We start from the raw sequence: 26,255 nt of genomic DNA, 5'->3' as shown, positions 1-26,255 counted from the left end.
AAGTGATACAAAACCAACACTTTACGAATCTCTACAAGCATAATAAATAAATTCAACTATCATTCATATTGTGAATGTATACGGGGTGAAAGCGTGGAGTATAATAATTTACCAGCCAAACGACTGAATGAACCTGGTGGCGAAGACAAGCCGCAAATTTTTCGGACTTTACGTAATATTGATCTCAATTTACTGACTATTTTTGAGGCAGTATATGTCCATAAAGGTATCGTTAACGCTGCGAAAATTCTTAATCTCACGCCATCAGCAATAAGTCAGTCAATCCAAAAGCTACGCGCTATATTTCCTGACCCGTTATTTATTCGTAAGGGCCAGGGGGTAACGCCGACGGCTTACGCCACGCATCTCCACGAGTACATCAGCCAGGGGCTGGAGTCGATTCTGGGCGCACTGGATTTAACCGGGAGCTATGATAAGCAGAGAACCATCACCATCGGCTGCTCCCCTTCTGTGGGTGTGCTGGTGATGCCGGCGATCTTCCAGGCCGTGAAAGAGCATGCTCCGCAGCTCCTGCTTCGTAATGTGCCGCTCAATGAACCTGACATTCAGCTTGCCCAGTTCCAGACGGACCTGATTATTGAAAGCGGCAGCTTCAGTGCCAGAGCGCTGGGTCAAAATGTGCTCTATTCGGATAACCTGGTGCTGGTTTGCCGGCAGCAGCATCCGGTTCTCAGCGAACCGCTGACCATCGAAAACCTGCGCAACTACGACCACTCGTCTTTCATGACCGAAGGGCAGTCTAACCACGCCCTTCGTCAGCGTATTGATGAAATTTTCCCGGAACGTCAGATCAGCTTCAGCAGTTACAATATGTTTACCACCGCATCGCTGATTGGCAGCAGCGATATGCTGTGCGTTATGCCATCACGCCTGTACAGCCTGCTACAAAAATGCTGGCCGCTGGAGAGCATTCCACTCAGTCAGCTTAATGCGGAATCAATCGAGATTTCACTGCATTACAACAAGCTGAGTTTACGCGACCCAGTCCTGGAAAACGTCATCCGCATTATCCGTCAGGCCTTCTGACAGGTTTAGCCAGCACAAGCCCCTGCAACAGGCAGGGCGAAAGGCACAAAACAACAACTATTTTACAAATTGGCGATCTGGCAGGCTGCTTTAACGACCGTTTCAATGATATACTGCCTGTCGTTCGTTCAAAAATAGTTGATAAATACAACATTCCCTTGAATTGAAACGCTTTCCTTCGATATTCGCAACTGGAACACGCACGCTATGAGTAAACCCATTGTGATGGAACGCGGTGTTAAATACCGCGATGCCGATAAAATGGCCCTTATCCCGGTTAAAAACGTGGCTACAGAGCGCGAGGCGCTGTTAAGAAAACCGGAATGGATGAAAATCAAACTTCCGGCCGACTCTTCGCGTATCCAGGGGATCAAAGCGGCGATGCGCAAGAATGGCCTTCACTCCGTATGTGAAGAAGCCTCTTGTCCGAACCTTGCTGAATGTTTCAATCACGGTACCGCGACGTTTATGATTCTGGGTGCTATCTGTACCCGCCGCTGCCCGTTCTGCGATGTTGCTCATGGCCGTCCGGTTGCACCTGATGCTAACGAACCCCAGAAACTGGCGCAGACCATTGCTGACATGGCGCTGCGCTATGTGGTTATCACCTCCGTTGACCGTGACGATCTGCGTGACGGTGGTGCTCAGCACTTCGCCGACTGTATTACGGCCATTCGCGAGAAAAGCCCTAACATCAAAATCGAGACGCTGGTGCCTGACTTCCGTGGCCGTATGGACCGCGCGCTGGATATCCTGACAGCAACGCCGCCAGATGTGTTTAACCACAACCTGGAGAACGTGCCGCGTCTCTACCGTCAGGTCCGCCCGGGTGCTGACTATAACTGGTCTCTGAAACTGCTGGAGCGTTTCAAAGAAGCGCATCCGCATATTCCGACCAAGTCTGGTCTGATGGTGGGGCTGGGTGAAACCAATGAGGAAATCATTGAGGTGATGCGCGATCTTCGCCGCCACGGTGTGACCATGTTGACCCTGGGGCAGTATCTGCAGCCAAGCCGTCACCACCTGCCGGTACAGCGCTACGTTAGCCCGGATGAGTTCGATGAAATGAAAGCCGAAGCGATGGCGATGGGCTTCACCCACGCAGCCTGCGGCCCGTTCGTTCGCTCCTCATACCACGCCGATATGCAGGCAAAAGGCGAAGAAGTTAAATAATGCTGTAATATTCTTTTACAGTAATACAAAAAAACCGGCCTCATGAGCCGGTTTTTTTTTCGCAAGCCCTCAGGCGCTGCTGTCATTCTTTATGAGAAAGCTTGTCTGCCGGGACGTCATCCTCGGCGCTTTTCTTCGCCGCTGCATCATCGTCGTTCATCGCTTTCTTAAAGCCTTTGATGGCAGCCCCCAGGTCACCACCCAGCGTGCGTAACTTCTTGGTACCAAACAGCAGGACGACCAGTGCGGCAACCACCAGCAGTTTGGTAATACTAATCTCACCCATAGATACCTTCTTTACTTAAAACAGGCTGCATTCAGCGCCAAAACCTGATTGTATTAACGGTCATTTAGCGCGTGCACACAATAGCAATCTGTAACAAGGTGAATCAAGCATTGTTGAAAAAAACATCACAATAATTGCGGTGGCGCAAACCGACGATTGCGAAGAACAGGTAGTTGCTGACGTGCAAGCGTAATTCTCTCTAAGTTTAGCTCCGCCACCAGCAAATGCGGGGCTTCAGCGGCGGCGGCGATCGTCACCCCCAGCGGATCGACCACCCTGCTTTGCCCGATGTTTTTCGTGCCACATTCCCCTGCGGCAACCACATAGCAGGTTGTATCCAGCGCACGCGCCGCAAGCAGCGTTGCCCAGTGGTGCTCTTTTAACTGCCCGCGAACCCACGCGGCAGGGAGTACCAGTACGTCCGCACCCTGCAGCGCCAGATGGAGCGCCAGCTCGGGAAAACGCAGGTCATAGCAGGTCATCAACCCGATCTTAAATCCGTCAATCTCCAGAAGCGGTGGGATACTGTCTCCGGGGTCAACGCGCCGCGACTCCTGAATGCTGAACGCATCATAGAGATGCAGCTTGGCGTAGCGTGCGACAATGGCCCCGCCACGGATAGCCACAAGCGTATTGACTGCGCGACCCGGCGTTGAGGGGACATGGATCGTTAAGATCGTCGTCATCGTATTGCCCACGCTCTGGGCGAGCAGTTGCTGCAAGAATTCGCCGTCCAGCGACTGCGCGGACTTCACCGATAAATCCGGATCATTATCATCCCTGGCCAGCAGCGCTTCAGGGAGAACCAGCAGCGACGCGCCTTTCTGCCGGGCCTGCATCATCAGGTTGACGCATGTTATCGCGTTCGCCTGCCAGTCAGGCGTGACCGCAAATTGCCCTACCGCAACATACATATTTGTCCCCTCATCATAAACGGCGTTAAACTCGCTTCTCTTACACATCAAATAGCAGGTATTTAGCGTGTTACAACTACTTTTAGCCGTTTTTATTGGTGGGGGAACGGGTAGCGTTGCGCGATGGTTTCTGAGTATGCGGTTTAATCCTCTGCATCAGGCGATTCCTATGGGGACACTGGCCGCTAACCTGATTGGTGCCTTTATCATTGGCATGGGTCTGGCCTGGTTTAACCGAATGACGCACATCGACCCGATGTGGAAGGTCCTGATTACGACGGGTTTCTGCGGCGGGTTAACCACCTTCTCGACGTTCTCCGCAGAAGTCGTGTTTCTCTTTCAGGAAGGCCGTATCGGCTGGGCACTGGCGAACATCGCGATTAACATGCTCGGCTCGTTTGCGATGACGGGGATCGCATTTTGGCTCTTTTCCTCCGCAAGCACGCATTAACCGTCGAACCGTTAATGTTGGCTTAATTTTTCTCTGTCACTCTGAATGCAGAACTGAACGAGGGTGACAGAATGAAACAGAGTCTGATGAGCGCAGGCATGGTGTTGTTGAGCGTGCTGATCGTTGCCAGCTTCCTGAAAATGTATCTGCTTGGCTGATTCAAAACGAAAAAAACCCGCTCAGGGAGCGGGTTTTGAAATTCTTGCTGACGCGTCTGAATTACAGAGCAATTACGTTAGCAGCAGAAGGGCCTTTGGCACCGTTAGTGATTTCGAACTCTACACGCTGACCTTCAGCCAGAGTTTTGAAACCATTAGACTGGATTGCAGAGAAGTGTACGAACACGTCTTTGCTGCCATCTTCAGGAGTAATGAAACCGAATCCTTTGGACTCATTAAACCACTTAACGTTACCTTTAATCTTAGACATCAAAATTACCTTTACATTAAAAAACGACACAAATGCTGTGTCGGTTACCAGTACATCAATTGTGGGACCTTTTGTCCAGCGGATCTTTGATAAAAAGTGACTAAAGTCGCGTTAATTTTCACTGGCAGATTTTTATCGTTTATGAATCAACGCCTGCGCGTTTTTTCACCGCAATGTAACGTTTTGTCAGTTAAAACTGAAAACGCATCCAGGCGAAGTAAACGTTTCCGTTGTTGTACGTACCCGGGATGTAGGTCATCTGGAACGTTGCGGGGCCATAGCCAATAGAGGCCAAAGGCAGCAGCACCGGGATCGGGATGTAGTTCCAGTTGTCACGTGCAGTGACCCCGGCGGTATAGCCCAAACCGACGTGGAAGTTCTCGTCCGCTAGCGGACGCCAGGTTTTCTCCCAACCATATCCCCCAATCGGCTCCCATTTATTAAACGAGTCTTTGAAGGCCATCAGATAGATGCCATGCCAGTTTCCCTTTTCGTCCCAGCGAGACTGACCAAAACCCGCGCCCCACGGACGCTCGTTGTATTTATCGGTTTTCTCTTTGTCATAAGCAAAACGCGCATGCCACGTTATTGCCGGAACATAGAGATCATAATGTTCAGGAGCCGTCCAGGTCTGGGAAACATTATCCGTAAAGGTGGAGAACCAGCCTTTGTCCGTCGCGTTGCCTTCTGCCTGTGCAACAGAAGAAAACGTTAACTGCCCAAAAATAAACAACAAAACAGAGAAAAATGTATTACGTACGATCACAATGCAATTACCATTCTTAGTATTCGAGGCAAAGTTTACCATAAAATAGTTGAATCAAGGCTTAACGGCATCGGCGTTATTCCTAATTATTCGGCCATTTTCCGGGAATATTCTTAAAGAAATGGGGGGATATGCTCAAATAAGCCCACAAGAGGTGTGACTTTTGCCATTTAGCGTTCGTAATCAGTGACATGCAAAACCATACAAAACATTAACAATTTGTTATCATTATTGGGACACATTGCGCCATTTCTGATGGTCAAGACCCTCATGGTATAAATGTATGGGCCATGGCAAAAACACGCTTGTTCTGTTCTCTAGTCGTCTGTTTATTGATTTTAATCAGCAAGAACAGGCCAATTATTCGGCACATTTCCATCCTTCTTTTTTTATTGATTTTTTGTGCTCCACTGCAGCAGAGATACAGGGGAAATCATGCTTACGTTATTCGAGCTCCTTATTGGAGTCGTCGTCATTGTCGGCGTCGCGCGCTACATCATTAAAGGCTACTCGGCCACGGGCGTATTATTTGTTGGCGGTTTAACGCTGTTGATTATCAGCGCACTGATGGGGCACCAGGTGTTACCTGCCAGCGCCACGAGCACCGGTTACATCGCTACAGATATTGTTGAATACATTAAAATATTGCTCATGAGCCGCGGCGGCGATCTGGGCATGATGATCATGATGCTGTGTGGTTTTGCGGCCTACATGACCCACATCGGCGCCAACGACATGGTCGTTAAACTTGCCTCAAAACCCCTGCAGTACATTAACTCGCCGTATCTGCTGATGGTCGCCGCCTATTTCCTCGCCTGCCTGATGTCGCTGGCCGTTTCGTCGGCTACCGGACTTGGCGTACTGCTGATGGCCACGCTGTTCCCGGTCATGGTGAACGTCGGTATCAGCCGCGGCGCGGCAGCAGCCATTTGCGCGTCTCCGGCCGCGATTATTCTTTCCCCTACCTCCGGCGACGTCGTGCTGGCGGCAAAGGCAGCGGAGATGTCGCTCATCGACTTCGCCTTTAAAACCACGCTGCCGATCTCCATTGTTGCCATTGTCGGCATGGGTATCGCGCATTTCTTCTGGCAGCGCTATCTCGATAAGAAAGAAAACATCAGCCATGAAATGATGGACGTGAGTGAAATCACCACCACCGCTCCCGCGTTTTATGCCATTCTGCCCTTCACGCCGATTATCGGGGTGCTGATTTTTGACGGCAAATGGGGTCCGCAGCTGCACATCATCACCATTCTGGTTATCTGCATGCTGCTGGCTGCCGTGCTGGAATTTGTGCGTGGTTTTAACACGCAAAAGGTGTTCTCCGGTCTGGAAGTTGCCTATCGCGGTATGGCGGATGCCTTCGCTGGCGTGGTGATGCTGCTGGTGGCAGCGGGCGTTTTTGCCCAGGGTCTGAGCACCATCGGCTTTATCCAGAGCCTGATCTCTATCGCCACCTCGTTCGGATCGGCCAGTATTATCCTGATGCTGGTTCTGGTGGTGCTCACCATGCTGGCGGCGATGACCACGGGTTCCGGTAATGCGCCTTTCTACGCTTTCGTTGAGATGATCCCGAAACTGGCTCACTCCTCCGGTATTAACCCGGCCTATCTCTCCATACCCATGCTGCAAGCGTCAAACCTGGGCCGTACCATCTCCCCGGTATCAGGTGTGGTGGTCGCCGTTGCCGGGATGGCGAAAATCTCACCATTCGAAGTGGTAAAACGCACCTCAGTGCCCGTTATGGTTGGCCTGATTATCGTGATTATCACCACGGAAGTGCTGGTTCCCGGCGCGGCCTAAGCTAAATTAGGGATATCCAAAAAGCGCCTGCGGGCGCTTTTTATGCTTTAATAACCCTCAGAAATTAATCACGCTCATTCGATCAGGAAATCATATGTTCAGGAAGGATATCGTCATCCCGTCTGGCGCACTGGCGCTTGCACTCTGTATCTTCTCCGCACAGGCGGAACCGCTGAAGGCAACCCAGTATGGCGATTTCGATCGCTATGTGCTGGCTTTGTCCTGGCAAACCGGGTTTTGTCAGAGCATGGTTGAGCGCAACCGTAATGAACCTGACGAATGTCGCCTGCAAAAAGAGCGCGAGAATAAAGCCGATTTTCTGACCGTTCACGGGTTATGGCCCGGCCTGCCGAAATCTATTGCCGCACGCGGCGTGGATGACCGTCGATGGATGCGTTTTGGCTGCGCCACACGCCCCATTCCGAACATGCCGGAAGTGAAGGCCAGCCGCAAATGCGATGCCGCCGAAACCGGACTGTCGCTTTCCGCTGCCGCAAAGCTCAATGACGTGATGCCGGGCGCGGGCGGGAATTCCTGCCTGGAACGCTACGAATACGCCAAACATGGCGTCTGCTTTGGTTTTGACCCGGATGCCTATTTCGGCACGATGGTGCGGATGAATCAGGAAGTTAAAAACAGTGCGGTCGGAAAATTCCTCGCCGATAACTACGGGAAACCCGTCAATCGTAGTGATTTTGACAGTGCCGTGGCCAAAAGCTGGGGCAACGAGAACGTCAAAGCGTTCAAGCTGACCTGCAACGGCAATCCGGCGTATCTCACCGAGATGCAGATTTCGCTGAAGGCAAACGCCATTAACAACCCGCTTTCTGCGACCTCGTTTGCCCCGCAGCCACATCCGGGTAACTGCGGAAACCAATTCGTGATTGATAAAGCCGGCTACTGATCCGCGCCCGGGCGCACCATATCAAACCGGTTTTCATCGCTGATGCCATAGTACGCCGTCGGCCCACCCGCACGCAGGATGGGCTGCGCTTTCGCCGTCTGGTATATCCCCTCTTCCAGCAGCGTTTCGGCAATATGGATACCGACCACCTCCCCCAACACCAGCCATGTGTCCACCGGCGTACCGTCGGCACCGGTCAGCTGAATGCACTGCGACAGTCGACACTCAAAATTCACCGGGCTTTCTGCAACGCGTGGGGCGTTAACCAGCTGGCTGGCCGCTGGCGTGAGTCCGGCAAAGCTAAATTCATCCCGATCGTGGGGAAGCATCGCGGAGGTTTGGTTCATCGCTTGCGCGAGATCGCGCGTCGCCAGATTCCAGACAAACTCTTTTGTCTCAGTAATATTACGCACGCTGTCCTTCCAGCCGTTGCTGGAAAAGCCGATGATCGGTGGGCGATAGTTAAAGCAGTTAAAGAAGCTATACGGCGCAAGGTTCAGTTGACCGGCCTTATCGCATGAGGAGATCCAGCCGATCGGACGTGGGCCAATAATGGCGTTCAGCGGGTCATGCGGCAGGCCGTGCCCCTGAGACGGTTGATAGAAGTACATAGTGCTCTCTCGTTGGCGGGCAACGCCCGGATTCAGGACACTCAGCGTAACGTATTCCGCCAGGAATGAAGACTGAATAAATTTCAGCGAAAATTCATATGGACCATGAATGTGACTTTCATCACTTCAAACTTGCGCGCTCAGCCAGTATCATCGGGAGAGTTAAACCCTCGCTGCCAGACGGCGAGGGTTTTCTTTTGGATCAGTTTCTGCGTTAGACGCAGCATTAACGACATGGAGTAAAAAATGTCCAGACCTACCATTATCATCAATGAGCTCGACGCAGAACGTATCGACAGGCTGCTGGAAAAAGCAGAATTTGCCTCGCTCCCCGTGGCCGACGCCCTGAATGAGGAGCTCGACCGGGCACAGATGTGCACGCCTGAGACGATGCCGCATGACGTAGTCACCATGAACAGCCAGGTGAAATTCCGCAATCTGACCACCGGTGAAGAGCTGACCCGCACGCTGGTTTACCCGGCGCAGATGACCGACAGCAGCGCACAGCTTTCTGTGCTTGCGCCTGTGGGTGCCGCACTGCTGGGACTGCGTACGGGGGATACGATCCACTGGGAATTGCCGGGCGGCGCTTCAACCCATCTGGAAGTGCTGGAGCTGCTCTACCAGCCAGAAGCCGCGGGCGATTACCTGCGTTAATCTCTTCTGAATAAGCGCCTATCCGCTTTGCACAGAGGATGCCACCGCATCCTCTTTCCGCAAATTCACACGATTTTCCTATACCGCGCAAAATGGCCTTAATCCACGCTTAATCTGTTTTGGTGCCGCGGGGACGGTCATGAGTGAGATAGGCGTTATCACACTTATCTTTCTGATTTTTGTGGCGATTATCGTCACGGCAGTGCTCTATCTTGAACGCCACTGGTAAGCGAACATTCTCAAGCCACCCCACCCGGGAAGGCATTCACCAGGCCCTTAACGGTCTGCTCTGCGGCTTCGGGGGTGTCTGCCCCCGGGACCAGAATCACCTTCCGGCACTCCTCCTCCCGTTTTTCGAAAATCTTATAGGCGCGTTCCGCATCCGCAAGGGGGAGATAATGGGTCACGATCTCTTCCGGCGTAAGCAGCCCTTTTTCGATCAGCGGTAACAGTTCACCCAGCCAGGCATGGACGTGCGTCTGACCCATCTTAAACGTCAGCCCCTTATCAAAGGCATCGCCAAACAGGAAGCCATGGATAAACCCGGCGTACACGCCGGGTACGCTAACTACCCCACCGCGCCGCACGGCAGCAATGCATTGACGCAACGCTTTGCCGCTGCTGCCTTCAATTTTAAGATTGCTGAGGATTGTTTCCGTGGTGCTGCCTTTCGCTTCAAACCCGACCGCATCAATCACGGCGTCAACGCCGCGCTGGCCCGCGGTCTGCTCGATGATTTTTTCCGCAGCGTCGTTATCATCGTCAAAGTTGATGGGAATTGCGCCGTAACGCGCCTCGGCAAATCGCAAACGGTACGGGTGGTGATCGATAACAAAGATCTGCTCAGCCCCCAGCAGCCGTGCGCAGGCAATGGTCAGTAGCCCCACCGGCCCGGCGCCAAAAACGGCTACGCTTGAACCTTTTTCAATCTGCGCATTTTTTGCCGCCTGCCAGGCCGTGGGCAAAATGTCGGAAAGGAAAAGTGCTTTATCGTCAGAAAGAAGCTGCGGGACCTTAAACGGCCCGACGTTACCTTTTGGCACGCGAACGTATTCCGCCTGTCCCCCCGGCACACCACCGTAGAGGTGGCTATAGCCAAACAGCGCGGCCGGCGCGGGGATTTGCTTTTTGTTCAGCGCGGCACCCTGCCCGGCGTTGGTATTCTCACAGGCCGCGTATTGCTGCAGACGACAGAAGAAACAGTCCCCGCAGGCGATGACAAAGGGGATCACCACGCGATCGCCTTTTTGCAAATTCTTTACCTCTGCACCGCACTCGACGATTTCCCCCATAAACTCATGGCCAAAAATATCGCCGTGCTGCACCTTCGGGATCTTTCCGCGATAGAGATGCAAATCGGAGCCGCAGATCGCCGTGGCCGTGACGCGCAGAATGATATCGTCGGGCTGTTCGATGATGGGGTCAGGGACATTCTCGACGCGAACATGGTGTGGACCGTGATACGTAAGTGCTTTCATGCGACCTCCGAAAGGTTCCAGGTAAGTCTATAAGGGTAGCTACCCCTGAAGGTCTGCCCCGGAATACGGGTCTTTTGAGATTTATCCTGGCGAGATAAGAAAACTGACGGGGCGCTTACAGAAACCATTAATATTTTGTGGTTAAATGAGTACAGCGTTTATAAACAAGGAGAAACGGGTATGTATCAGAGAATCATTATGCCGGTTGATGTTTTTGAGATGGAGTTGAGCGACAAGGCCGTTCGCCACGCGGAGTTCCTGGCGCAGCAGGACGGTGTCATCCATCTGTTGCACGTGCTCCCGGGATCAGCCAGCCTGAGCCTGCACCGCTTCGCTGCCGATGTGCGCCGCTTCGAGGAGCATTTGCAGCATGAAGCGGAAACGCGTCTGCAAACCATGGTCAGCCACTTCAGTATTGACCCTTCACGGATCAAAACGCACGTCAGATTCGGCAGCGTACGTGATGCGGTAAATGAACTGGCGAACGAGCTGAAAGCAGACGTGGTGGTCATCGGTTCGCGCAACCCTTCCATTACCACACATCTGCTGGGCTCTAACGCCTCCAGCGTGATCCGCCACACACACATACCGGTGATGGTCGTCAGATAAAAAAAGAGGCCACCTTTCGGTGGCCTCTCGCTATTGCAGGTATCGCCTTACTTTCTTCTATTATGCGGTTTTGGTGCGAATCAGATAGTCAAACGAACTCAGCGACGCCTTCGCCCCTTCGCCCGTGGCGATGATGATCTGTTTGTACGGTACGGTAGTACAGTCACCCGCCGCAAACACGCCCTTCACGCTGGTTTCACACTTCGCATCGATGATGATTTCGCCCATGCGGTTGCGCTCAATCGCGCCTTCCAGCCAGGTGGTGTTTGGCAGCAGACCAATCTGCACGAAGATCCCTGAAAGCTGAACGCTGTGAACGTCGCCGCTCACGCGGTCACGGTATTCCAGGCCGGTCACCTTGCTGCCGTCGCCCTTCACTTCCGTGGTCTGCGCGTTCAGTATGATGTCGACGTTTTTCAGGCTGCGCACTTTGTCCTGCAGAACCTGGTCGGCCTTCATCTCTGGTGCGAACTCCAGAAGGGTGACGTGTTCAACAATCCCCGCCAGGTCGATAGCCGCTTCCACGCCGGAGTTACCTCCGCCGATCACCGCCACGCGTTTACCTTTAAACAGCGGGCCGTCGCAGTGCGGGCAGTAGGTCACGCCTTTGGTGCGATACTGATCTTCACCCGGGACGTTCATGTTGCGCCATTTCGCACCGGTGGCAATGATGATGCTGCGCGCTTTCAGCACCGCGCCGGAGGCGGTTTCAATGTGGTGTAAACCACCCTCAACCGCAGCAGGTACCAGCCTGCTGGCGCTCTGGCTGTCGATCACGTCCACGTCGTAGTCGCTGACGTGCGCCTTCAGCGCCCCCGCCAGCTTCTGACCTTCGGTTTTCGGCACGGAGATATAGTTTTCAATGTCCACGGTATCCAGTACCTGGCCGCCGAAACGCTCGCCCATCAGGCCAGTGCGGATCCCTTTACGAGCGGAGTACACCGCCGCCGCCGCGCCCGCCGGACCGGAACCGACGATCAGCACGTCGTAGGCATCGCGTTTGTTCAGTGCTTCCGCCGCACGTTTTTCGGCACCGGTATCCACTTTGGCGACGATTTCCGTCAGCGTCATACGACCCTGACCGAATTCCTGACCGTTCAGATACACCGCCGGAACGCCCATCACGTTGCGATCGGTGATTTCATTCTGGAAGGTACCGCCGTCAATCGCCGTGTGCTTAATGCGCGGGTTCAGGACTGACATCAGGTTCAGCGCCTGCACCACGTCCGGACAGTTGTGGCAGGAGAGCGAGTAATAGGTTTCAAACTCAAAATCGCCGTCGATATCGCGGATCTGCTCCAGCAGCGCCTGCGCCTCTTTCGACGGATGGCCACCGGTCCACAGCAGCGCCAGCACCAGCGAGGTAAATTCGTGCCCCAGCGGCGAGCCGGCAAAGCGCGGTCCCAGCTCAGAACCTGGGTTAGTAATCAGGAAAGAAGGCTTACGGACGTTAAGCGAGTTATCTTCTTTGAAGGTCACTTTTGGCGACAGTTCGGCGATCTCAGCCAGCAGTTCCTTGATCTCTGCCGATTTCGCGCTGTCGTCCAGCGTGGCAATCAGCTCAACGGGTTTGGTCAGTTTCTCAAGATAGGCCTTGAGCTGGGTTTTCATATTAGTGTCGAGCATTATTCTTCCCTCTCTTAAAACGTCATCATGCAAGCTGCCTTACACAGGCGGCCTGAATGCAACTTGCATCATGGTGCTGGAATGAAATGGGCGCGGGGGGCGCCCATTGATTGCGGGTGGCACTTCGTTTACCCGGCCTACGATACTGTAGGCCTGTGCAAGCGCAGCCCCGCCAGGCTTTACAGACTTAGATCTTGCCGACCAGGTCTAAGGATGGAGCGAGAGTCGCTTCGCCTTCTTTCCATTTCGCCGGGCACACTTCGCCTGGGTGAGAAGCCACGTACTGCGCTGCTTTCACTTTACGCAGCAGGTCAGACGCATCACGGCCGATACCTTCAGCGGTAACTTCGATAGCCTGGATAATACCCTGCGGGTCAACAACGAAGGTGGCGCGGTCAGCCAGGCCTTCATCTTCACGCATGTTGTCGAAGTTACGGGTCAGGGCGCCAGTCGGGTCGCCGATCATCGCGTATTTGATTTTTGCGATGGTTTCAGAGCTGCTGTGCCATGCTTTGTGGGTGAAGTGGGTATCGGTAGACACAGAGTAAACGTCTACGCCCAGCTTCTGCAGTTCGTCATAATGGTCAGCCACGTCGCCCAGTTCGGTCGGGCAAACGAAGGTGAAGTCAGCCGGATAGAAGAAGAAGACGCTCCAGCGACCTTCGGTATCTTTCTCGGTTACTTCGATGAACTCACCGTTTTTGAACGCCTGGTTTTTGAAAGGTTTAATTTTAGTGTTAATCAAAGACATCTGTACTTCCTCCGTGTTTTCGTTGAGATGTAAGGTAACCAACTTTATCCATCGGGGCTAATGCGTATGCTTTATCAAATCAATCAGCCAAACCTTACAACGTCGACAAGTCAACAAGGTGAACCTTTTACAGGAAAGCCTGAAAGTAAAAAGGCCGCCTCAACGGGCGGCCCTGATACCTGAATTCCCCGCAGGTACATTCAGTGCCAGCCGAAGCTGGCGTTGCGTTGCGCTCTACAACCCTTTATCTCAAGGGATAACAGCCCTTTGATTACACCACCCGTACAGGGATTGGGCAATCCATAAGAGAGGTAATCCTGCCTATGGCTGCGATAGGTTTTGCCAAACATCATTTCAGAACGTTATAAATTTATTTTCATTATAAAAATACCTCAATATATAAATGACAATTGTTATTTAAAATGCTCATTCAAGCATCTGAGATAAAATTACCTTAATATTCCTTGAAGCACTATTTCAATAATCTGGCGTCGTGATATATTAAGGTGAATTTAATTTAGATTTAAGAGGGTTAATCGAAAGGATTGTAAATGGTTACCTTCAAACTATAGTTATCAGTGATGTGATAACCACAGCAAACACAGCATCCTCAGGACGAAACATGGCAAACCTCTACGACCTTAAAAAATTCGATCTTAATCTGTTAGTCATTTTCGAGTGCATTTACCAACATCTTAGTATCAGTAAAGCCGCCGAGACGCTGTATATCACACCCTCTGCCGTGAGTCAGTCACTGCAACGCCTGCGTACGCAGCTGAATGACCCGCTTTTTATTCGTTCGGGTAAAGGTATCACCCCGACGACCGTGGGGATCAACCTGCATCATCATCTGGAAGAAAATCTTAACCAGCTTGAGCAAACCATCAATATCCTGAATAACGCGCAGATCAAAAAGAGCTTTGTCATCTACTGCCCGCAGATTCTGGTCCAGGGCCGATTCGGCGGCCTGCTAAAGTCACTGCTTGCGGACGGGAATTACGAGATAGAACATAATGATGTGGTCTTATCACCTGAGTCGGCCGAGGATCTGCTCGCCTACCGCAAGGCCGATCTGGTGTTTAGTTTTGCGCCGGTTAACAGCCGCTCTATCGTCTGTACCCGCTTTATCCAGTTTTCGGCACAGCTGGTCTGCTGCAAAGAGCACCCCCGCCTTGGCGATAGCGCAACGCTTGAGGAGCTCTGCCAGGAAAAATTCACGCTGATGCGCAGCCAGGAGAACGGCATAAAGGACTTCCAGCAGCAGTCGAACGTGCTCCTTCCGGAACGGAATTTCTGCTTCCGCAGCGACTCGCTGATTTCGATTATGAATATTATTGGCATGAGTGATTTAGTCGGTTTTGTTCCAACCGCAATGTTTGAGCGATATAAAGACATTCTCAACCTGAAGCGCGTCGCCTTGCCTTTCACGGTTCCGAAATTAGATATCTTTATGCTATATAATCGTTCAGCGTTAAACAGCAGCGTGTTTTCGCAATTCATTGAAAAAATCGAATCGGAATAATTTCCGATATTGCCCGAGTACCTTTTAATTACATTTTGGCAACAATCCAGGAATGGACAAATCACATTATTCCGGTTTCGCTTTAATATCTTTACTCTTCATGTTTAATTAGCGTAAATAAAAGCCCCGACAGTCATCCTCAGGAAGAAATTGCACATGTCACTGTATAAACATCCCCTGCAGCTTAACGTGCTGGAGGCCGCGCAGGCGCGCATCGCCTGGACGTTCGCCACTTTTTCCCGCATCTGCGTCTCCTTTTCCGGCGGCAAAGACTCCACCGTCATGCTGCATCTCACCGCGCAAATGGCCCGGGCGCAAAAGCGAAAAATCAGCGTGCTGTTTATTGACTGGGAGGCTCAGTTCTCCTGCACCATTGAGCACGTTAATGCGCTGCGCGAATGCTACCGGGACGTCATCGAGCACTTTTACTGGGTGGCGCTTCCGCTGACCACGCAAAATTCGCTCTCACAGTATCAGCCGGAATGGCAGTGCTGGGCGCCGGACGTGCGCTGGGTGCGCCAGCCGCCGGAAGACGCCATCACCGCTGCCGATTATTTTGATTTTTACCAGGCGGGAATGACCTTTGAAGCGTTTGTCCGCTCGTTTTCCGACTGGTTTGCCCTGCACCGGCCTGCAGCCATGCTGGTGGGCATCCGCGCCGATGAATCCTACAACCGGTTTTTGACCATCGCCAACAACCGCAAGCAGCGCTTCGCGGACGATAAGCCCTGGACAACCACCGCTCCCGGGGGGCACGCTTGGTACGTCTATCCTCTCTACGACTGGAAAACCGCAGACATCTGGACATGGTTTGCAAAATCCGGGTGCAGCTATAACCCGCTCTACAACCTCATGTTTCAGGCGGGCGTCCCGCCGCGCTATATGCGCATCTGCGAACCCTTCGGCCCGGAACAGCGCCAGGGGCTCTGGCTCTATCACGTTCTCGAGCCCGAGCGCTGGGCCGCGATGTGCGAGCGCGTCAGCGGCATGCGCAGCGGCGGTATCTACGCCGGGCAGGACAACCATTTTTATGGCCACCGCAAAATCCTCAAACCCGGGCACCTCGGCTGGCGCGACTACGCCATGCTCCTGCTGGACAGCATGCCGCAAAACACGGCTGAGCATTACCGCAATAAAATCGCGATCTATCTGCACTGGTATCAGAAGAGAGGCATGCCGGATATTCCCGAGACGCAGGAGGGCGATATCGGCGCCAAAGACATCCCCTCATGGCGCCGTATTTGTAAGGTTTTACTTAATAATGACTACTGGTGCAGGGCGCTGTCGTTCAGCCCAAATAAACCCAAACATTATCAGCGCTACAGTGAAAGAGTGAAGGCGAAACGCAAGGAGTGGGGCATATTATGCGACAACGATTAATCACCGAGATCGAAACGTACCTTCAGTCTCTTCCCGAAGAGGATCGGATTAACGCCATTAATGCTTTTCGTGAAGCGATCCATCGAAACAGTCCTTTTCGTGAGCAACCGATAGACTGCGTGCTTTGGATCAAACAGGACGCGATTACCGCTAACGACTACAACCCCAATAACGTTGCCCCTCCAGAAAAACGGCTGCTCAGCAAGTCGCTGGAACTCGATGGATTCACCCAACCTATTGTCGTGACGGAAAGTGAACCGCAACATTACGAAATTGTGGATGGTTTCCACCGCCATGAAATCGGCAAAACTCGGGCGGCGTTGAAGCGTCAGCTCAGGGGATATCTCCCCGTCACCTGCCTGCGCCAGGATCGACAGGAAAAGCATGACCGTATGGCCGCCACGATCCGTCACAACCGGGCGCGGGGTCGGCACCAGATTAACGCCATGTCAGATATCGTGCGCGAACTGGCACAGCTCGGCTGGAACGATGAGCGAATTGGCAAAGAGCTCGGGATGGACAGCGACGAGGTGCTGCGCCTCAAGCAAATCAACGGCCTGCTGATGCTGTTTGCAGACCGTCGCTATTCCGAAGCCTGGACGGTGAAATAATCAGAGCGTGTTCAGACGCTCTGCCGCCGCCAGCAGCGTCGATTCCTGCTTGGCAAAGCAAAGGCGGATCAGCTTGTGCGGGAAGGGATCGGCGCAGAATACCGACAGTGGAATGGCGGCCACCCCCACCTCTTTTGTCAACCACTGGCAAAAGCTGACGTCGTCCAGATCGGAAATCGCGCTGTAGTCCGCGAGCAGGAAGTAGGTTCCTTCAGACGGCAAAATTTCCAGGCGGCTTTTACTCAGCGCCGTCACGAACAGATCCCGACGTTCACGGTAGAAACGCGGCAGCGCGCGATAATGCTCAGGCTCCGCGCGCAGCATATCCGCCAGCGCCAGCTGAGCCGGCGTGTTTACGGCAAACGTCAGGTACTGATGCACCTTGCGCAGCTCAGCGCTAATGGCGGCCGGTGCGACGCAGTAGCCCACTTTCCAGCCAGTCATATGGTAGGTCTTACCGAACGACGAGACGGCGATCGCGCGCTCGCGAAGCTGCGGATGGGCCAGCACGCTGGCGTGCCCTTCCTCAGCAAAGCAGATGTGCTCGTACACTTCGTCGCTCAGAACATAAATTTCACGTTCGGCGATGGCCTGCCACAGCGCGGCGAAATCGGCTTTCTGCCACACCGTCGCGGACGGGTTGTGCGGCGTGTTCAGGATCACCAGACGGGTTTTATCGCTCAGCAGCGCGGCAAACGCCTGCCAGTCCGGGCGGAAATGCGGCGGCTGGAGCGCCACGCGCTTCACCACGCCGCCGGAAAGTTCAACCGCAGGCGCGTAGCTGTCGTAGCTCGGGTCAAAGCAGATAACTTCATCGCCCGCGCGCACCAGCGCGGTGATGGCCGCATACAGCGCTTCGGTTGCCCCTGCCGTCACCGTGATGTCGGTGTTCGCATCGGGCTTATGGCCATAGAGCTCAGCCGTTTTGTCCGCAATGGCTTCCCGCAGCGCCTGCACGCCGGTCATCGGCGCATACTGATTGGCCCCTTGGGCAACGTGGTACGCCAGGCGCTCCTGCAGATATGACGGCCCGTCAAAATCCGGGAACCCCTGCGAGAGGTTAATCGCATTGTGCTGCTGCGCCAGGGCGCTCATCTGCGTAAAGATGGTCGTACCGAGATTAGGAAGTTTACTTTGCGGAATCAATGCGTTAATGCTCATTGTGTTGTGCCTGCTTGTAATACTTATGTTGCTGCCACTATAACACGATGTTAGTCTTTGGCAATCAAGACGCTTAGACGTCTAAACAATATGAATATTCCTGGCCGAGAGGGTAAAAGGAAAATGACAGACAACCTGCAACTCACGCATCTGGTCGACGCCTGCCGCTGGATTGGCGCCAAAGGCTGGGCACCCGCCACCGGGGGCAATATGTCGGTGCGTCAGGATGAACGCCTCTGCTGGCTCAGCGAATCGGGCAAAGACAAAGGCAGCCTGACGACGGAGGATTTTCTCCAGGTGGAGATCGCCACCAACCGCGCACCGTCTGGTCGTAAGCCATCAGCCGAAACGGGGCTACACACCCTTATCTATCGTCTGTTCCCGGAGGCCAACGCCGTCCTGCACGTTCATACGGTCAACGCCACGGTGCTCTCGCGTCTGGTCAAAGAAGCGGAGCTCAAAATCAGCGGCTTTGAGATGCAAAAATCCCTCACCGGGCAGACCACGCATCTGGATACGGTGGCTATCCCGGTCTTCGATAACGATCAGGATATTGACGCCCTCGCCTCGCGAATCGCCCATTACGCGCAGAAACGCCCGCTTAATTATGGTTTTCTTCTGCGCGGCCATGGCTTAACCTGCTGGGGACGCGATGTGGCCGAAGCCCGCCGTCATCTGGAAGGACTGGAATTCCTGTTTGAATGTGAAATGCGTTTACGACAACTGGAGAGAGTATGATTCGCGCGATTGTGACGGATATTGAAGGCACCACCAGCGATATTCGTTTTGTTCATGATGTTTTGTTCCCCTACGCGCGTGAGCGGCTGGCGGCCTTCGTGACCGCGCAGCAGTACGCCGAGCCGGTCACATCCATTCTGGACAACCTGCGTGATGAAATCGGTAATCCGCACGCCAGCGTCAGCGAGCTTATCGACGCCCTGTTTGCCTTTATGGATGAAGACCGCAAGTCTACCGCGCTCAAAGCGCTGCAGGGGATAATCTGGCACGACGGCTACGTCAACGGCGACTTTACCGGACATCTTTACCCGGACGTGCTGCCCGCGCTGGAAAAATGGAAAGCGCAAGGGATTGATCTCTATGTTTATTCCTCTGGCTCCGTTGCTGCGCAGAAACTGTTATTTGGCTACAGCGACGAAGGTGATATTACTCATCTGTTCAGCGGCTATTTCGACACCCACATCGGCGCCAAGCGCGAGGTGCAGTCGTATCAGAACATTGCGGCGCAAACGGGCATCGCCCCGTCGCAGATCCTGTTCCTCTCCGATATTCATCAGGAGCTGGACGCGGCTGAACAGGCAGGTTTTCGCACCCTGCAGCTGATTCGCGGCGATGATGACGGCGCAAGCCACCATCATCAGGTCCACCAGTTTGACGAGATTAACCCGGAGCAGATCCCTTCATGAGCGCATTGACCATTTATTCCGATAAAGACGCCAGTCACCACCAGTGGCACAGTACCGACGCCGCCGAGATTGCCCAACAGCTCAACGCGAAAGGCGTGCGGTTTGAACGCTGGGCGGCGGATCGCGATTTAGGACACGATCCCGCGCCTGAAGCCGTGATCGCGGCGTATCAACATGCGATCGACAAACTGGTCGCAGAGAAGGGTTACCAGAGCTGGGACGTGATCAGCCTGCGCGCCGACAACCCGCAGAAAGAGGCGCTGCGCGCGAAGTTCCTGAACGAACACACCCACGGCGAAGACGAAGTACGTTTTTTCGTGGAAGGCGCGGGCTTGTTCTGCCTGCACATCGGCGATGAGGTATATCTGGTCTTGTGCGAGAAAAACGACCTGATCTCCGTGCCCGCGGGCACGCCGCACTGGTTTGATATGGGCTCAGAGCCGAACTTTACGGCCATTCGTATTTTCGATAACCCGGAAGGCTGGGTGGCGCAGTTTACCGGTAACGCCATTGCGGATGCGTATCCGCGCCTCGCTTGAGCTTTTCTCCCTCTCCCTGTGAACTGAGGGAACCCCACAAAGTCATGCGAGCACTGTGCTATCCCCTCGCCCCTCCGGGGAGAGGGTTAGGGTGAGGGGAACATACGGCTCAGGTGGTCAGTTCCATATTCAGGCATTAATTAAATACTGGTGATGATCCTCTGCACATCAGCGCCAACCAGCCTCGCCAGATGCACAAACTCCACCACATCTAACCTGCGCTCACCGTTTTCCACTTTTGCAATAAACGATTGTGGTTTACCCAGCGCCTCAGCAAGCTGCGCCTGAGTAATGCCCTTCTCTTTACGCGCTTTCTTCAACGCATTGATAACTCGCTGATATTCATCCGAATAAACTGAGGCCATTGTTCCGATTCCATACAAATATCCTGAAATCGAATATCCTCCTATTGCCTTTTTATCCCAAAACAGGATAATTGAGCACGTAATGAGCACACGTAAGGAGGACACTATGCGTCATCAGAACTGGCATCCTGCCGATATCATTGCCGCACTAAAGAAACATGGAACAAGCCTGGCTGCTTTGTCCCGAAAGGCTGGCCTTTCCTCATCCACACTGGCAAACGCGCTTACCCGACCATGGCCCAAAGGTGAATTGCTTATCGCTCAGGCGCTAGACATTCCACCCGATGTGATATGGCCGGAAAGATATTTTGATGAAAAGGGAGCGCCAGTATTTCGTCAGATGAGGAATACCAAAAAGAGAAACCTTTCTTCGACTTGATCAATGAATTCTCCCCCTCACCCCAACCCTCTCCCTCAAGGGAGAGGGGGTCGAAGAGACTTCACATACTCAACCAGCTGATCCAGCACAATCCCCCACCCTTCGTGGAAGCCCATCTGCTCGTGCTGCTCGCGGATGTCCTTCGTGGGGTGACGCGCAATCGCCGTATAGCGCGTTTTGCCCTCCCCGACATCTTCCAGCAATAAAATCGCCGTCATAAACGGCTTCTCGGCCGGTTTCCAGCCTTCGGTATAGCCGTCGGTAAAGACCAGCTTTTTCCCCGGGTCGATTTCAAGGAACACACCCCGGTTATCCATCCGCTGACCGTCCACCTCAAACACGGTGTTGAACCGTCCGCCCACCCGCAGATCGAGGTCGCATTCGGTCACCTTATGGGGAGCAGGAATGAAGAAGTTTTTGATGTGTTCGGGCGTAGTCCAGCAAAGCCACAGCAGGTCGCGCGGGGCATCCACCACGCGCTCCAGTTTTAAGTCTGTTTCAGGATCGAGCGTCACGATATTGTCCTCTCAGGGAAACCCCTTAAAGAATAGCCCGACTCAGGCGAATTTCCCGTTTGCCACCGCGTCCGGCGTGACCACGCCCGTATCCAGCACCCAGCCGCTAATCAGCGAGGCTGGCGTAACGTCAAACGCCGGGTTGTAGACCTGCGCGTTTTCCGGCGCCCACTGCACCGCGCCAAAGCTTCCGGCGACGCCCGTCACCTCGCTTGCGGCGCGCTGCTCAATCGGGATCGCATCACCGTTCGGGCAGTCCGGATCGAGGGTCGTTTGCGGCGCGGCCACATAGAACGGAATGCCGTGGAATTTCGCCAGCACCGCCAGAGAATAGGTGCCGATCTTATTCGCCACGTCGCCGTTAGCCGCAATGCGGTCTGCGCCCACCCACACGGCATCCACCAGCCCTTTCGCCATCAGGCTGGCGGCCATGGAATCGGTAATCAGCTGATACGGCACGCCCAGCTCGCCAAGTTCCCAGGCGGTTAATCTTCCCCCCTGCAGCAGCGGACGGGTTTCATCCACCCAGACGTTGCTGACCTTGCCCTCCTGATGCGCGCGAGCAATCACGCCCAGCGCCGTGCCGACGCCCGCCGTTGCCAGCCCGCCGGTGTTGCAGTGGGTCAGCAGGCGGCTGCCGGGCTTCACCAGCGCGCTGCCCGCTTGCGCAATGGCGTCACAGAGCCGTTTGTCTTCGTCGATCAGGCGCAGCGCCTCCGCGACCAGCGCCGGAACATACTCTTCCTGCCACAGCGCAATCTTCATGCGGTCAAGGTTGTTCATCAGGTTCACCGCCGTCGGGCGGGATGCGCGCAGGGTTTCCAGCGCCACCGCCAGCTCGTCGCGGCTTTTGCCGTTTTCCGCCAGCAGCGCCAGCAGCAGACTTGCAGAGAGACCAATCAGCGGCGCGCCGCGCACCCGCAGGGCGTGAATATGCCCGACCAGTGCCTCTACCGTTGAGGCATCAAGCCAGCGTTTCTCCTGCGGAAGGGCCTGCTGGTCGAGAATAAAGAGCTGATTATCCGCTACCCACAGGCTGGTCGTCTGTAATGTTTGCATGTCGTTAATTCCCTGTTGCGTTGTTGTAGCACATTGTGTCAGGATGAAATCCAGATGTATAGACGTCTACATGTCTTTATTAGCAAACCGTGAGGAGCAGGCCATGTCGCAATACCGTACCTTTACCGCTCAGGACGCCGTGGAGTATGCCAGGCAGTTTGGCGGCCTTGACGATCCTTCATCGCTGGTGGAGGCGCAGGAGGTAGGCGACGGCAACCTCAATCTGGTGTTCAAAATCTTCGACAGCGCGGGCGTGAGCCGCATCATCGTTAAGCAGGCGCTGCCCTACGTGCGCTGCGTCGGCGAGTCCTGGCCGCTGACGCTGGACCGCGCCCGTCTGGAGGCGCAAACCCTGGTCGAGCACTACCGGCACAGCCCGCAGCACACGGTGAAAATCCACCACTTCGACCCGGAGCTGGCGGTGATGGTGATGGAAGATCTCTCCAGCCATCGCATCTGGCGCGGCGAGCTGATCGGCAACATCTACTACCCTCAGGCGGCGCGTCAGCTGGGTGAATACCTCGCGCACGCGCTGTTCCACACCAGCGATTTCTACCTGCACCCGCACGAGAAAAAAGCGCAGGTGGCGAAATTCATCAACCCGGCGATGTGCGAGATCACCGAAGATCTGTTCTTCAACGATCCGTACCAGATCCACGAACGCAACAGCTACCCGGCCGAGCTGGAAAATGACGTCGCCGCGCTGCGCGACGACGCCCAGCTGAAAATTGCCGTGGCCTCCCTGAAGCATCGCTTCTTTTCTCAGGCTGAAGCCCTGCTGCACGGAGACATTCACAGCGGCTCGATTTTTGTGGCCGACGGCAGCCTGAAGGCCATCGACGCCGAGTTCGGCTATTTCGGGCCGATGGGCTTTGACATCGGCACCGCTATCGGCAACCTGCTGCTGAACTTCTGCGGCCTGCCGGGACATCTGGGCACTCGCGATGCCGCCGCCGCCCGCGAACAGCGACTGACCGATATTCAGGAACTGTGGAACACCTTCGCGGAGCGCTTCCAGGCGCTGGCACACGAGAAAACACGTGACGCCGCGCTCAGCGCGCCGGGCTATGCCTCCGCCTTCCTGAAAAAGGTCTGGCATGATGCCATCGGTTTCTGCGGTACCGAGCTGATTCGCCGCAGCGTCGGGCTTTCCCACGTCGCGGATATCGACACCATTCAGGACGAGGCGATGCGCCATGAATGCCTTCGCCACGCGATAACGCTTGGTAAAGCGCTGATTGTTATTGCCGACCGTATCGACAGCGCGGAAGATCTGGTGGCGCGGGTACGGCAGTACAGCTGAGTGCATTTGCCCGGTGGCGGCTTCGCCTTACCGGGCCTACGGGTACAAAATGTAGGCCGGGTAAGGCGAAGCCGCCACCCGGCAAAAACTCACCCCAAATACTCAATCACCGACAGCCCACCGTTATAGTCCGTGCTGTAGATAATTCCCTGCGTATCCACAAACACGTCGCACGACTGGATCACCTGCGGGCGATTCGGACGGGTATCCATCATTTTCTCCGGTGCAGCAGGCACCAGCGCGCCGGTTTCCACCGGACGATACGGATTGGAGATGTCATATGCGCGCACGCCCGCGTTCTGATACGTCGCAAAAATCAGCGTCGAGCTGACGAAGCTCCCCGGCCGGTTCTCGTGCAGGTTGTGCGGCCCGAAATGCGCCCCTTTCGCCACGTAGTCAGTTTCGTCCGGCTGCGGGAAGGTAGAGATGCTGACCGGATTCGACGGCTCGCGAATATCAAACAGCCAGATCAGCTTCTCGCCGTCTTCCTGGTTATCCAGCACCGCTTCGTCCAGCACCACCAGTAGATCGCGGTCCGGCAGCGGCAGCGCGGTGTGCGTCCCGCCGCCAAACGGCGGACTCCAGTTACGGTGGCTAATCAGCTTCGGCTGGGTACGATCCTTCACGTCCAGCAGCGTCAGGCCGCCGTCGCGCCAGCTGCCGTACGCGGTATCCCCCGCGATAATCGCGTGGTGCAGGGCGTAGCGTTTCCCTTCCGGCCAGTTCGGCTTCTCACCTTCGGCCTGGTTCATCCCCGGCAGCCACCAGCGCCCGGCCACTTCGGGCCTACGCGGGTCCGCCAGATCGATGGTCAGAAAGATGTAGTCGGTAAAGCCGTCGATCAGCGCCGATACGTACGCCCAGCGACCGCCGACGTACCAGATGCGGTGGATGCCAATCCCGCTCAGCGACAGAAAACCGATTTCGCGCGGCCTGTCCGGCGTGGAGATATCAAACACGCGCAGCCCGGCGCTCCAGCCTTTGTCCTGCACGTCGCGGACGGTCTCGCCCACCTGGCGGGTGTAGTAGACCTTTTCGTCGGCAAAGCGGGCATCGGCAAACAGATCCCGGGCGTTGATGACCAGCAGCAGGTCATCATGCGCCTGCAGATGCACGTTCCAGGTGCCGGGCGGCGCGGGCACGTAGCCCACCGCTTTCGGGTTTTTCGGGTCGCGCACGTCGACAATCGAAAAGCCCTGCGACACCATATGGCCGATATAAGCGAAACCGCGGTGCACCATCAGCTGCACGCCGTCCGGGCGACCGCCCTGGTCGCTATGGCCAATCAGCCGCATATTGCGGCTGTATTCGGGAGGGGGTAAATGATTCACCGTTAGCTCCTGTTGGTTTCCCCCTCTCCCCGTGGGAGAGGGCCGGGGTGAGGGCATCAGGCCGCACCTGATGCCACCCGGCTTGGTTTTATTTATTCTTCGCTTCCAGCGTCGCAAACCACGGCGCGATAAAATCTTCCGTCTGGCCCCAGCCCGGAATGATTTTCCCCAGCGACGCCACGTTCACCGCGCCCGGCTGGGCGGTCAGCAGCGCCTGTGGAATAGCGGCCGCCTTAAAATCGTAGGTCGCAGGCGTGGCTTCCCCGGCAATCTTGTTCGCCACCAGACGCACGTTGGTCGCGCCAATCAGCTTCGGATCCACCGCCACGCTCACCTTCCATGGGCTGCCCGGCTCGCGCATCAGCTGCAGATCCTGGTTGGAGATGTCGATGCTGTAGAGTTTGATCTCGGTACGGCCGTTCTCTTTCAGCGCTTTGTACGCGCCCTGGCTGAAGGCGTCCCAGGTTCCCCAGATGGCGTCGATTTTACCTTTCGGGTACTTCGCCAGGATCGCGCCCACTTTGTTAGCGGTGTCGCCCTGCACGTCAGAGGAGACCGCGCCGATGGACTCCAGCTCTTTGATGTCCGGATACTGCTTTTGCAGCTCTTTATAGGCCGCCTGACGACGCTCCATCGGCGGGAAGCCCGCTACCCACAGCTTGACGATATTGGCCTTGCCGTTGAAATCTTTCGCTAGCTGGCCGAAGGAGAGATTCGTCAGGGAGGCGTCGTCCTGCTGGGTGACGGTCACGCCCGGGATCTCGCCGTTAACGGCGGTATCAAATACCGCGACCTTAATCCCGGCGTCCACCGCCTTCTTCACCAGCGCGGTGGAGTACGGATCGCGGCCCTGAGACAGGATAATCCCGTCGTACTTCTGGCTGATAGCCTGGTTCACGAAGTCCTGGAATTTGGCATCGTCCCCGTTGCTTAAAAAGGTGCTGACCTTAAAGCCAAGCTTCTTCCCTTCCTGAATTGCCCCGGCAATAAACTGCGTGGTGTTGTCGTCTGAGCCAAGGTTACGGATCACCGCGATGCGGATCGGGCCGTCATGGTTGGCAATGGCCGCCGGAAGCGGCGCGGGCGTAGCCGCGAAGCCAGGCAGAGCGGTGAATAACCCTAATGCCACCAAAGAGAGTGCAATTTTTTTCATTTTTTATC

Annotated in this window: 30 protein-coding genes; 16 read left to right on the top strand and 14 right to left on the bottom strand. The window is 54.9% G+C overall.

Annotated elements, in window-relative coordinates; all coding sequences use genetic code 11:
• Positions 1 to 93: 93 nt before the first annotated feature.
• Positions 94 to 1,047 (top strand): YbeF family transcriptional regulator, encoded by a 954-nt coding sequence (locus tag OTG14_RS01800; RefSeq protein ID WP_024907013.1) that lies wholly within the window; start codon positions 94 to 96, stop codon positions 1,045 to 1,047.
• Between the two features lie 207 nt (positions 1,048 to 1,254).
• Positions 1,255 to 2,220: a lipoyl synthase gene (gene lipA / locus OTG14_RS01795; protein ID WP_024907012.1), complete on the top strand. Its 966-nt coding sequence runs from the start codon at positions 1,255 to 1,257 to the stop codon at positions 2,218 to 2,220.
• 82 nt (positions 2,221 to 2,302) lie between these two features.
• Here the strand turns inward: lipA and tatE are convergent, their stop codons facing one another.
• Positions 2,303 to 2,506, bottom strand: a complete 204-nt coding sequence (gene tatE, locus OTG14_RS01790) for a twin-arginine translocase subunit TatE (protein ID WP_023310742.1) — start codon at positions 2,504 to 2,506, stop codon at positions 2,303 to 2,305.
• A 125-nt stretch (positions 2,507 to 2,631) separates the two neighbouring features.
• The gene (locus tag OTG14_RS01785) at positions 2,632 to 3,420 is read right to left on the bottom strand and encodes a deaminated glutathione amidase (RefSeq protein ID WP_157188769.1); all 789 of its coding nucleotides are present in this window, start codon (positions 3,418 to 3,420) and stop codon (positions 2,632 to 2,634) included.
• A 67-nt stretch (positions 3,421 to 3,487) separates the two neighbouring features.
• Here OTG14_RS01785 and crcB point away from each other — a divergent pair, with 67 nt between their 5' ends.
• Positions 3,488 to 3,871, top strand: a complete 384-nt coding sequence (gene crcB / locus OTG14_RS01780) for a fluoride efflux transporter CrcB (protein ID WP_024907010.1) — start codon at positions 3,488 to 3,490, stop codon at positions 3,869 to 3,871.
• A 219-nt stretch (positions 3,872 to 4,090) separates the two neighbouring features.
• Here the strand turns inward: crcB and cspE are convergent, their stop codons facing one another.
• Positions 4,091 to 4,300 (bottom strand): transcription antiterminator/RNA stability regulator CspE, encoded by a 210-nt coding sequence (gene cspE / locus OTG14_RS01775; protein WP_002439184.1) that lies wholly within the window; start codon positions 4,298 to 4,300, stop codon positions 4,091 to 4,093.
• A gap of 190 nt (positions 4,301 to 4,490) precedes the next feature.
• Positions 4,491 to 5,108, bottom strand: a complete 618-nt coding sequence (pagP, locus tag OTG14_RS01770) for a lipid IV(A) palmitoyltransferase PagP (RefSeq protein ID WP_080350496.1) — start codon at positions 5,106 to 5,108, stop codon at positions 4,491 to 4,493.
• 393 nt (positions 5,109 to 5,501) lie between these two features.
• On the opposite strand from pagP, the gene dcuC reads away from it, so the two are divergent.
• Both dcuC and rna read left to right on the top strand, forming a co-directional pair.
• Positions 5,502 to 6,869 carry an anaerobic C4-dicarboxylate transporter DcuC gene (gene dcuC, locus OTG14_RS01765; RefSeq protein ID WP_267214504.1) on the top strand — a complete coding sequence of 456 codons (1,368 nt, stop codon included), beginning with the start codon at positions 5,502 to 5,504 and terminating at the stop codon, positions 6,867 to 6,869.
• A gap of 94 nt (positions 6,870 to 6,963) precedes the next feature.
• Positions 6,964 to 7,773 (top strand): ribonuclease I, encoded by an 810-nt coding sequence (gene rna / locus OTG14_RS01760; RefSeq protein ID WP_208763615.1) that lies wholly within the window; start codon positions 6,964 to 6,966, stop codon positions 7,771 to 7,773.
• On the opposite strand, the gene OTG14_RS01755 is transcribed toward rna, so the two are convergent.
• The gene (locus OTG14_RS01755; protein WP_023310735.1) at positions 7,767 to 8,384 is read right to left on the bottom strand and encodes a flavin reductase family protein; all 618 of its coding nucleotides are present in this window, start codon (positions 8,382 to 8,384) and stop codon (positions 7,767 to 7,769) included. The two genes, rna and OTG14_RS01755, sit on opposite strands and share 7 nt — an antisense overlap.
• Positions 8,385 to 8,630: 246 nt before the next feature.
• Between OTG14_RS01755 and rnk the strand changes: the two genes are divergently transcribed.
• Entirely contained in the window at positions 8,631 to 9,041 is a 411-nt protein-coding gene (gene rnk, locus OTG14_RS01750; RefSeq protein ID WP_024907006.1) for a nucleoside diphosphate kinase regulator, read from the top strand.
• A 139-nt stretch (positions 9,042 to 9,180) separates the two neighbouring features.
• Entirely contained in the window at positions 9,181 to 9,270 is a 90-nt protein-coding gene (yldA, locus tag OTG14_RS23710) for a small membrane protein YldA (protein WP_008501020.1), read from the top strand.
• A 10-nt stretch (positions 9,271 to 9,280) separates the two neighbouring features.
• Here yldA and OTG14_RS01745 read toward each other — a convergent pair whose 3' ends face one another.
• On the bottom strand, positions 9,281 to 10,519 hold the full coding sequence (locus tag OTG14_RS01745; protein ID WP_045909599.1) for a zinc-dependent alcohol dehydrogenase: 1,239 nt from the start codon (positions 10,517 to 10,519) through the stop codon (positions 9,281 to 9,283).
• A gap of 180 nt (positions 10,520 to 10,699) precedes the next feature.
• On the opposite strand from OTG14_RS01745, the gene uspG reads away from it, so the two are divergent.
• Positions 10,700 to 11,128: a universal stress protein UspG gene (uspG, locus tag OTG14_RS01740; RefSeq protein ID WP_023310731.1), complete on the top strand. Its 429-nt coding sequence runs from the start codon at positions 10,700 to 10,702 to the stop codon at positions 11,126 to 11,128.
• 60 nt (positions 11,129 to 11,188) lie between these two features.
• On the opposite strand, the gene ahpF is transcribed toward uspG, so the two are convergent.
• Both ahpF and ahpC read right to left on the bottom strand, forming a co-directional pair.
• Positions 11,189 to 12,754: an alkyl hydroperoxide reductase subunit F gene (ahpF, locus tag OTG14_RS01735; RefSeq protein ID WP_148769596.1), complete on the bottom strand. Its 1,566-nt coding sequence runs from the start codon at positions 12,752 to 12,754 to the stop codon at positions 11,189 to 11,191.
• A gap of 187 nt (positions 12,755 to 12,941) precedes the next feature.
• Positions 12,942 to 13,505, bottom strand: a complete 564-nt coding sequence (ahpC, locus tag OTG14_RS01730) for an alkyl hydroperoxide reductase subunit C (protein WP_008501015.1) — start codon at positions 13,503 to 13,505, stop codon at positions 12,942 to 12,944.
• A 622-nt stretch (positions 13,506 to 14,127) separates the two neighbouring features.
• Between ahpC and citR the strand changes: the two genes are divergently transcribed.
• From citR to OTG14_RS01715, 3 genes are all read left to right on the top strand, one after another.
• A complete protein-coding gene (citR, locus tag OTG14_RS01725) occupies positions 14,128 to 15,027 on the top strand; it encodes a DNA-binding transcriptional repressor CitR (protein WP_267214503.1) in 900 nt (299 codons plus the stop codon).
• Positions 15,028 to 15,183: 156 nt separating this feature from the next.
• A complete protein-coding gene (locus OTG14_RS01720; protein WP_267214502.1) occupies positions 15,184 to 16,407 on the top strand; it encodes a phosphoadenosine phosphosulfate reductase in 1,224 nt (407 codons plus the stop codon).
• Positions 16,392 to 17,018 (top strand): IbrB-like domain-containing protein, encoded by a 627-nt coding sequence (locus tag OTG14_RS01715; protein ID WP_048990011.1) that lies wholly within the window; start codon positions 16,392 to 16,394, stop codon positions 17,016 to 17,018. Before OTG14_RS01720 ends, OTG14_RS01715 begins: the two co-directional genes overlap by 16 nt.
• Here OTG14_RS01715 and OTG14_RS01710 read toward each other — a convergent pair whose 3' ends face one another.
• A complete protein-coding gene (locus tag OTG14_RS01710; RefSeq protein ID WP_267214501.1) occupies positions 17,019 to 18,179 on the bottom strand; it encodes a pyridoxal phosphate-dependent aminotransferase in 1,161 nt (386 codons plus the stop codon). It lies immediately after the preceding gene.
• A 123-nt stretch (positions 18,180 to 18,302) separates the two neighbouring features.
• Here OTG14_RS01710 and OTG14_RS01705 point away from each other — a divergent pair, with 123 nt between their 5' ends.
• Genes OTG14_RS01705 through OTG14_RS01695 form a run of 3 tightly spaced genes read left to right on the top strand, consistent with a single transcriptional unit; the run spans position 18,303 to position 20,142 of the window.
• A complete protein-coding gene (locus OTG14_RS01705) occupies positions 18,303 to 18,917 on the top strand; it encodes a methylthioribulose 1-phosphate dehydratase (RefSeq protein ID WP_267214500.1) in 615 nt (204 codons plus the stop codon).
• A complete protein-coding gene (mtnC, locus tag OTG14_RS01700; protein WP_024906997.1) occupies positions 18,914 to 19,603 on the top strand; it encodes an acireductone synthase in 690 nt (229 codons plus the stop codon). The genes OTG14_RS01705 and mtnC overlap by 4 nt, the downstream gene beginning before the upstream one ends.
• Entirely contained in the window at positions 19,600 to 20,142 is a 543-nt protein-coding gene (locus OTG14_RS01695) for a 1,2-dihydroxy-3-keto-5-methylthiopentene dioxygenase (RefSeq protein WP_267214499.1), read from the top strand. Before mtnC ends, OTG14_RS01695 begins: the two co-directional genes overlap by 4 nt.
• Before the next feature lie 140 nt (positions 20,143 to 20,282).
• Here OTG14_RS01695 and OTG14_RS01690 read toward each other — a convergent pair whose 3' ends face one another.
• Positions 20,283 to 20,507, bottom strand: a complete 225-nt coding sequence (locus OTG14_RS01690; protein WP_048990019.1) for a helix-turn-helix transcriptional regulator — start codon at positions 20,505 to 20,507, stop codon at positions 20,283 to 20,285.
• 106 nt (positions 20,508 to 20,613) lie between these two features.
• Here OTG14_RS01690 and OTG14_RS01685 point away from each other — a divergent pair, with 106 nt between their 5' ends.
• Complete coding sequence (locus OTG14_RS01685; protein WP_045325706.1) at positions 20,614 to 20,886, top strand: helix-turn-helix domain-containing protein; 273 nt, start codon at positions 20,614 to 20,616, stop codon at positions 20,884 to 20,886.
• Positions 20,887 to 20,921: 35 nt separating this feature from the next.
• Here the strand turns inward: OTG14_RS01685 and OTG14_RS01680 are convergent, their stop codons facing one another.
• Both OTG14_RS01680 and mtnA read right to left on the bottom strand, forming a co-directional pair.
• On the bottom strand, positions 20,922 to 21,401 hold the full coding sequence (locus OTG14_RS01680; RefSeq protein WP_048990023.1) for an SRPBCC domain-containing protein: 480 nt from the start codon (positions 21,399 to 21,401) through the stop codon (positions 20,922 to 20,924).
• Between the two features lie 42 nt (positions 21,402 to 21,443).
• Positions 21,444 to 22,460: an S-methyl-5-thioribose-1-phosphate isomerase gene (gene mtnA / locus OTG14_RS01675; protein ID WP_267214498.1), complete on the bottom strand. Its 1,017-nt coding sequence runs from the start codon at positions 22,458 to 22,460 to the stop codon at positions 21,444 to 21,446.
• 103 nt (positions 22,461 to 22,563) lie between these two features.
• Here mtnA and mtnK point away from each other — a divergent pair, with 103 nt between their 5' ends.
• Positions 22,564 to 23,763 (top strand): S-methyl-5-thioribose kinase, encoded by a 1,200-nt coding sequence (gene mtnK, locus OTG14_RS01670; RefSeq protein WP_267214497.1) that lies wholly within the window; start codon positions 22,564 to 22,566, stop codon positions 23,761 to 23,763.
• Positions 23,764 to 23,852: 89 nt separating this feature from the next.
• Here the strand turns inward: mtnK and OTG14_RS01665 are convergent, their stop codons facing one another.
• Positions 23,853 to 25,094, bottom strand: coding sequence for an LVIVD repeat-containing protein (locus OTG14_RS01665; RefSeq protein ID WP_267214496.1), 1,242 nt, complete (start codon positions 25,092 to 25,094; stop codon positions 23,853 to 23,855).
• A gap of 88 nt (positions 25,095 to 25,182) precedes the next feature.
• Positions 25,183 to 26,247: a sugar ABC transporter substrate-binding protein gene (locus tag OTG14_RS01660; protein WP_048026943.1), complete on the bottom strand. Its 1,065-nt coding sequence runs from the start codon at positions 26,245 to 26,247 to the stop codon at positions 25,183 to 25,185.
• Positions 26,248 to 26,255 lie beyond the last annotated feature (8 nt).

The organism is Enterobacter pseudoroggenkampii, from assembly GCF_026420145.1.
Classification (GTDB): domain Bacteria; phylum Pseudomonadota; class Gammaproteobacteria; order Enterobacterales; family Enterobacteriaceae; genus Enterobacter; species Enterobacter pseudoroggenkampii.
This window is presented reverse-complemented; position numbering and strand designations above follow the sequence as displayed.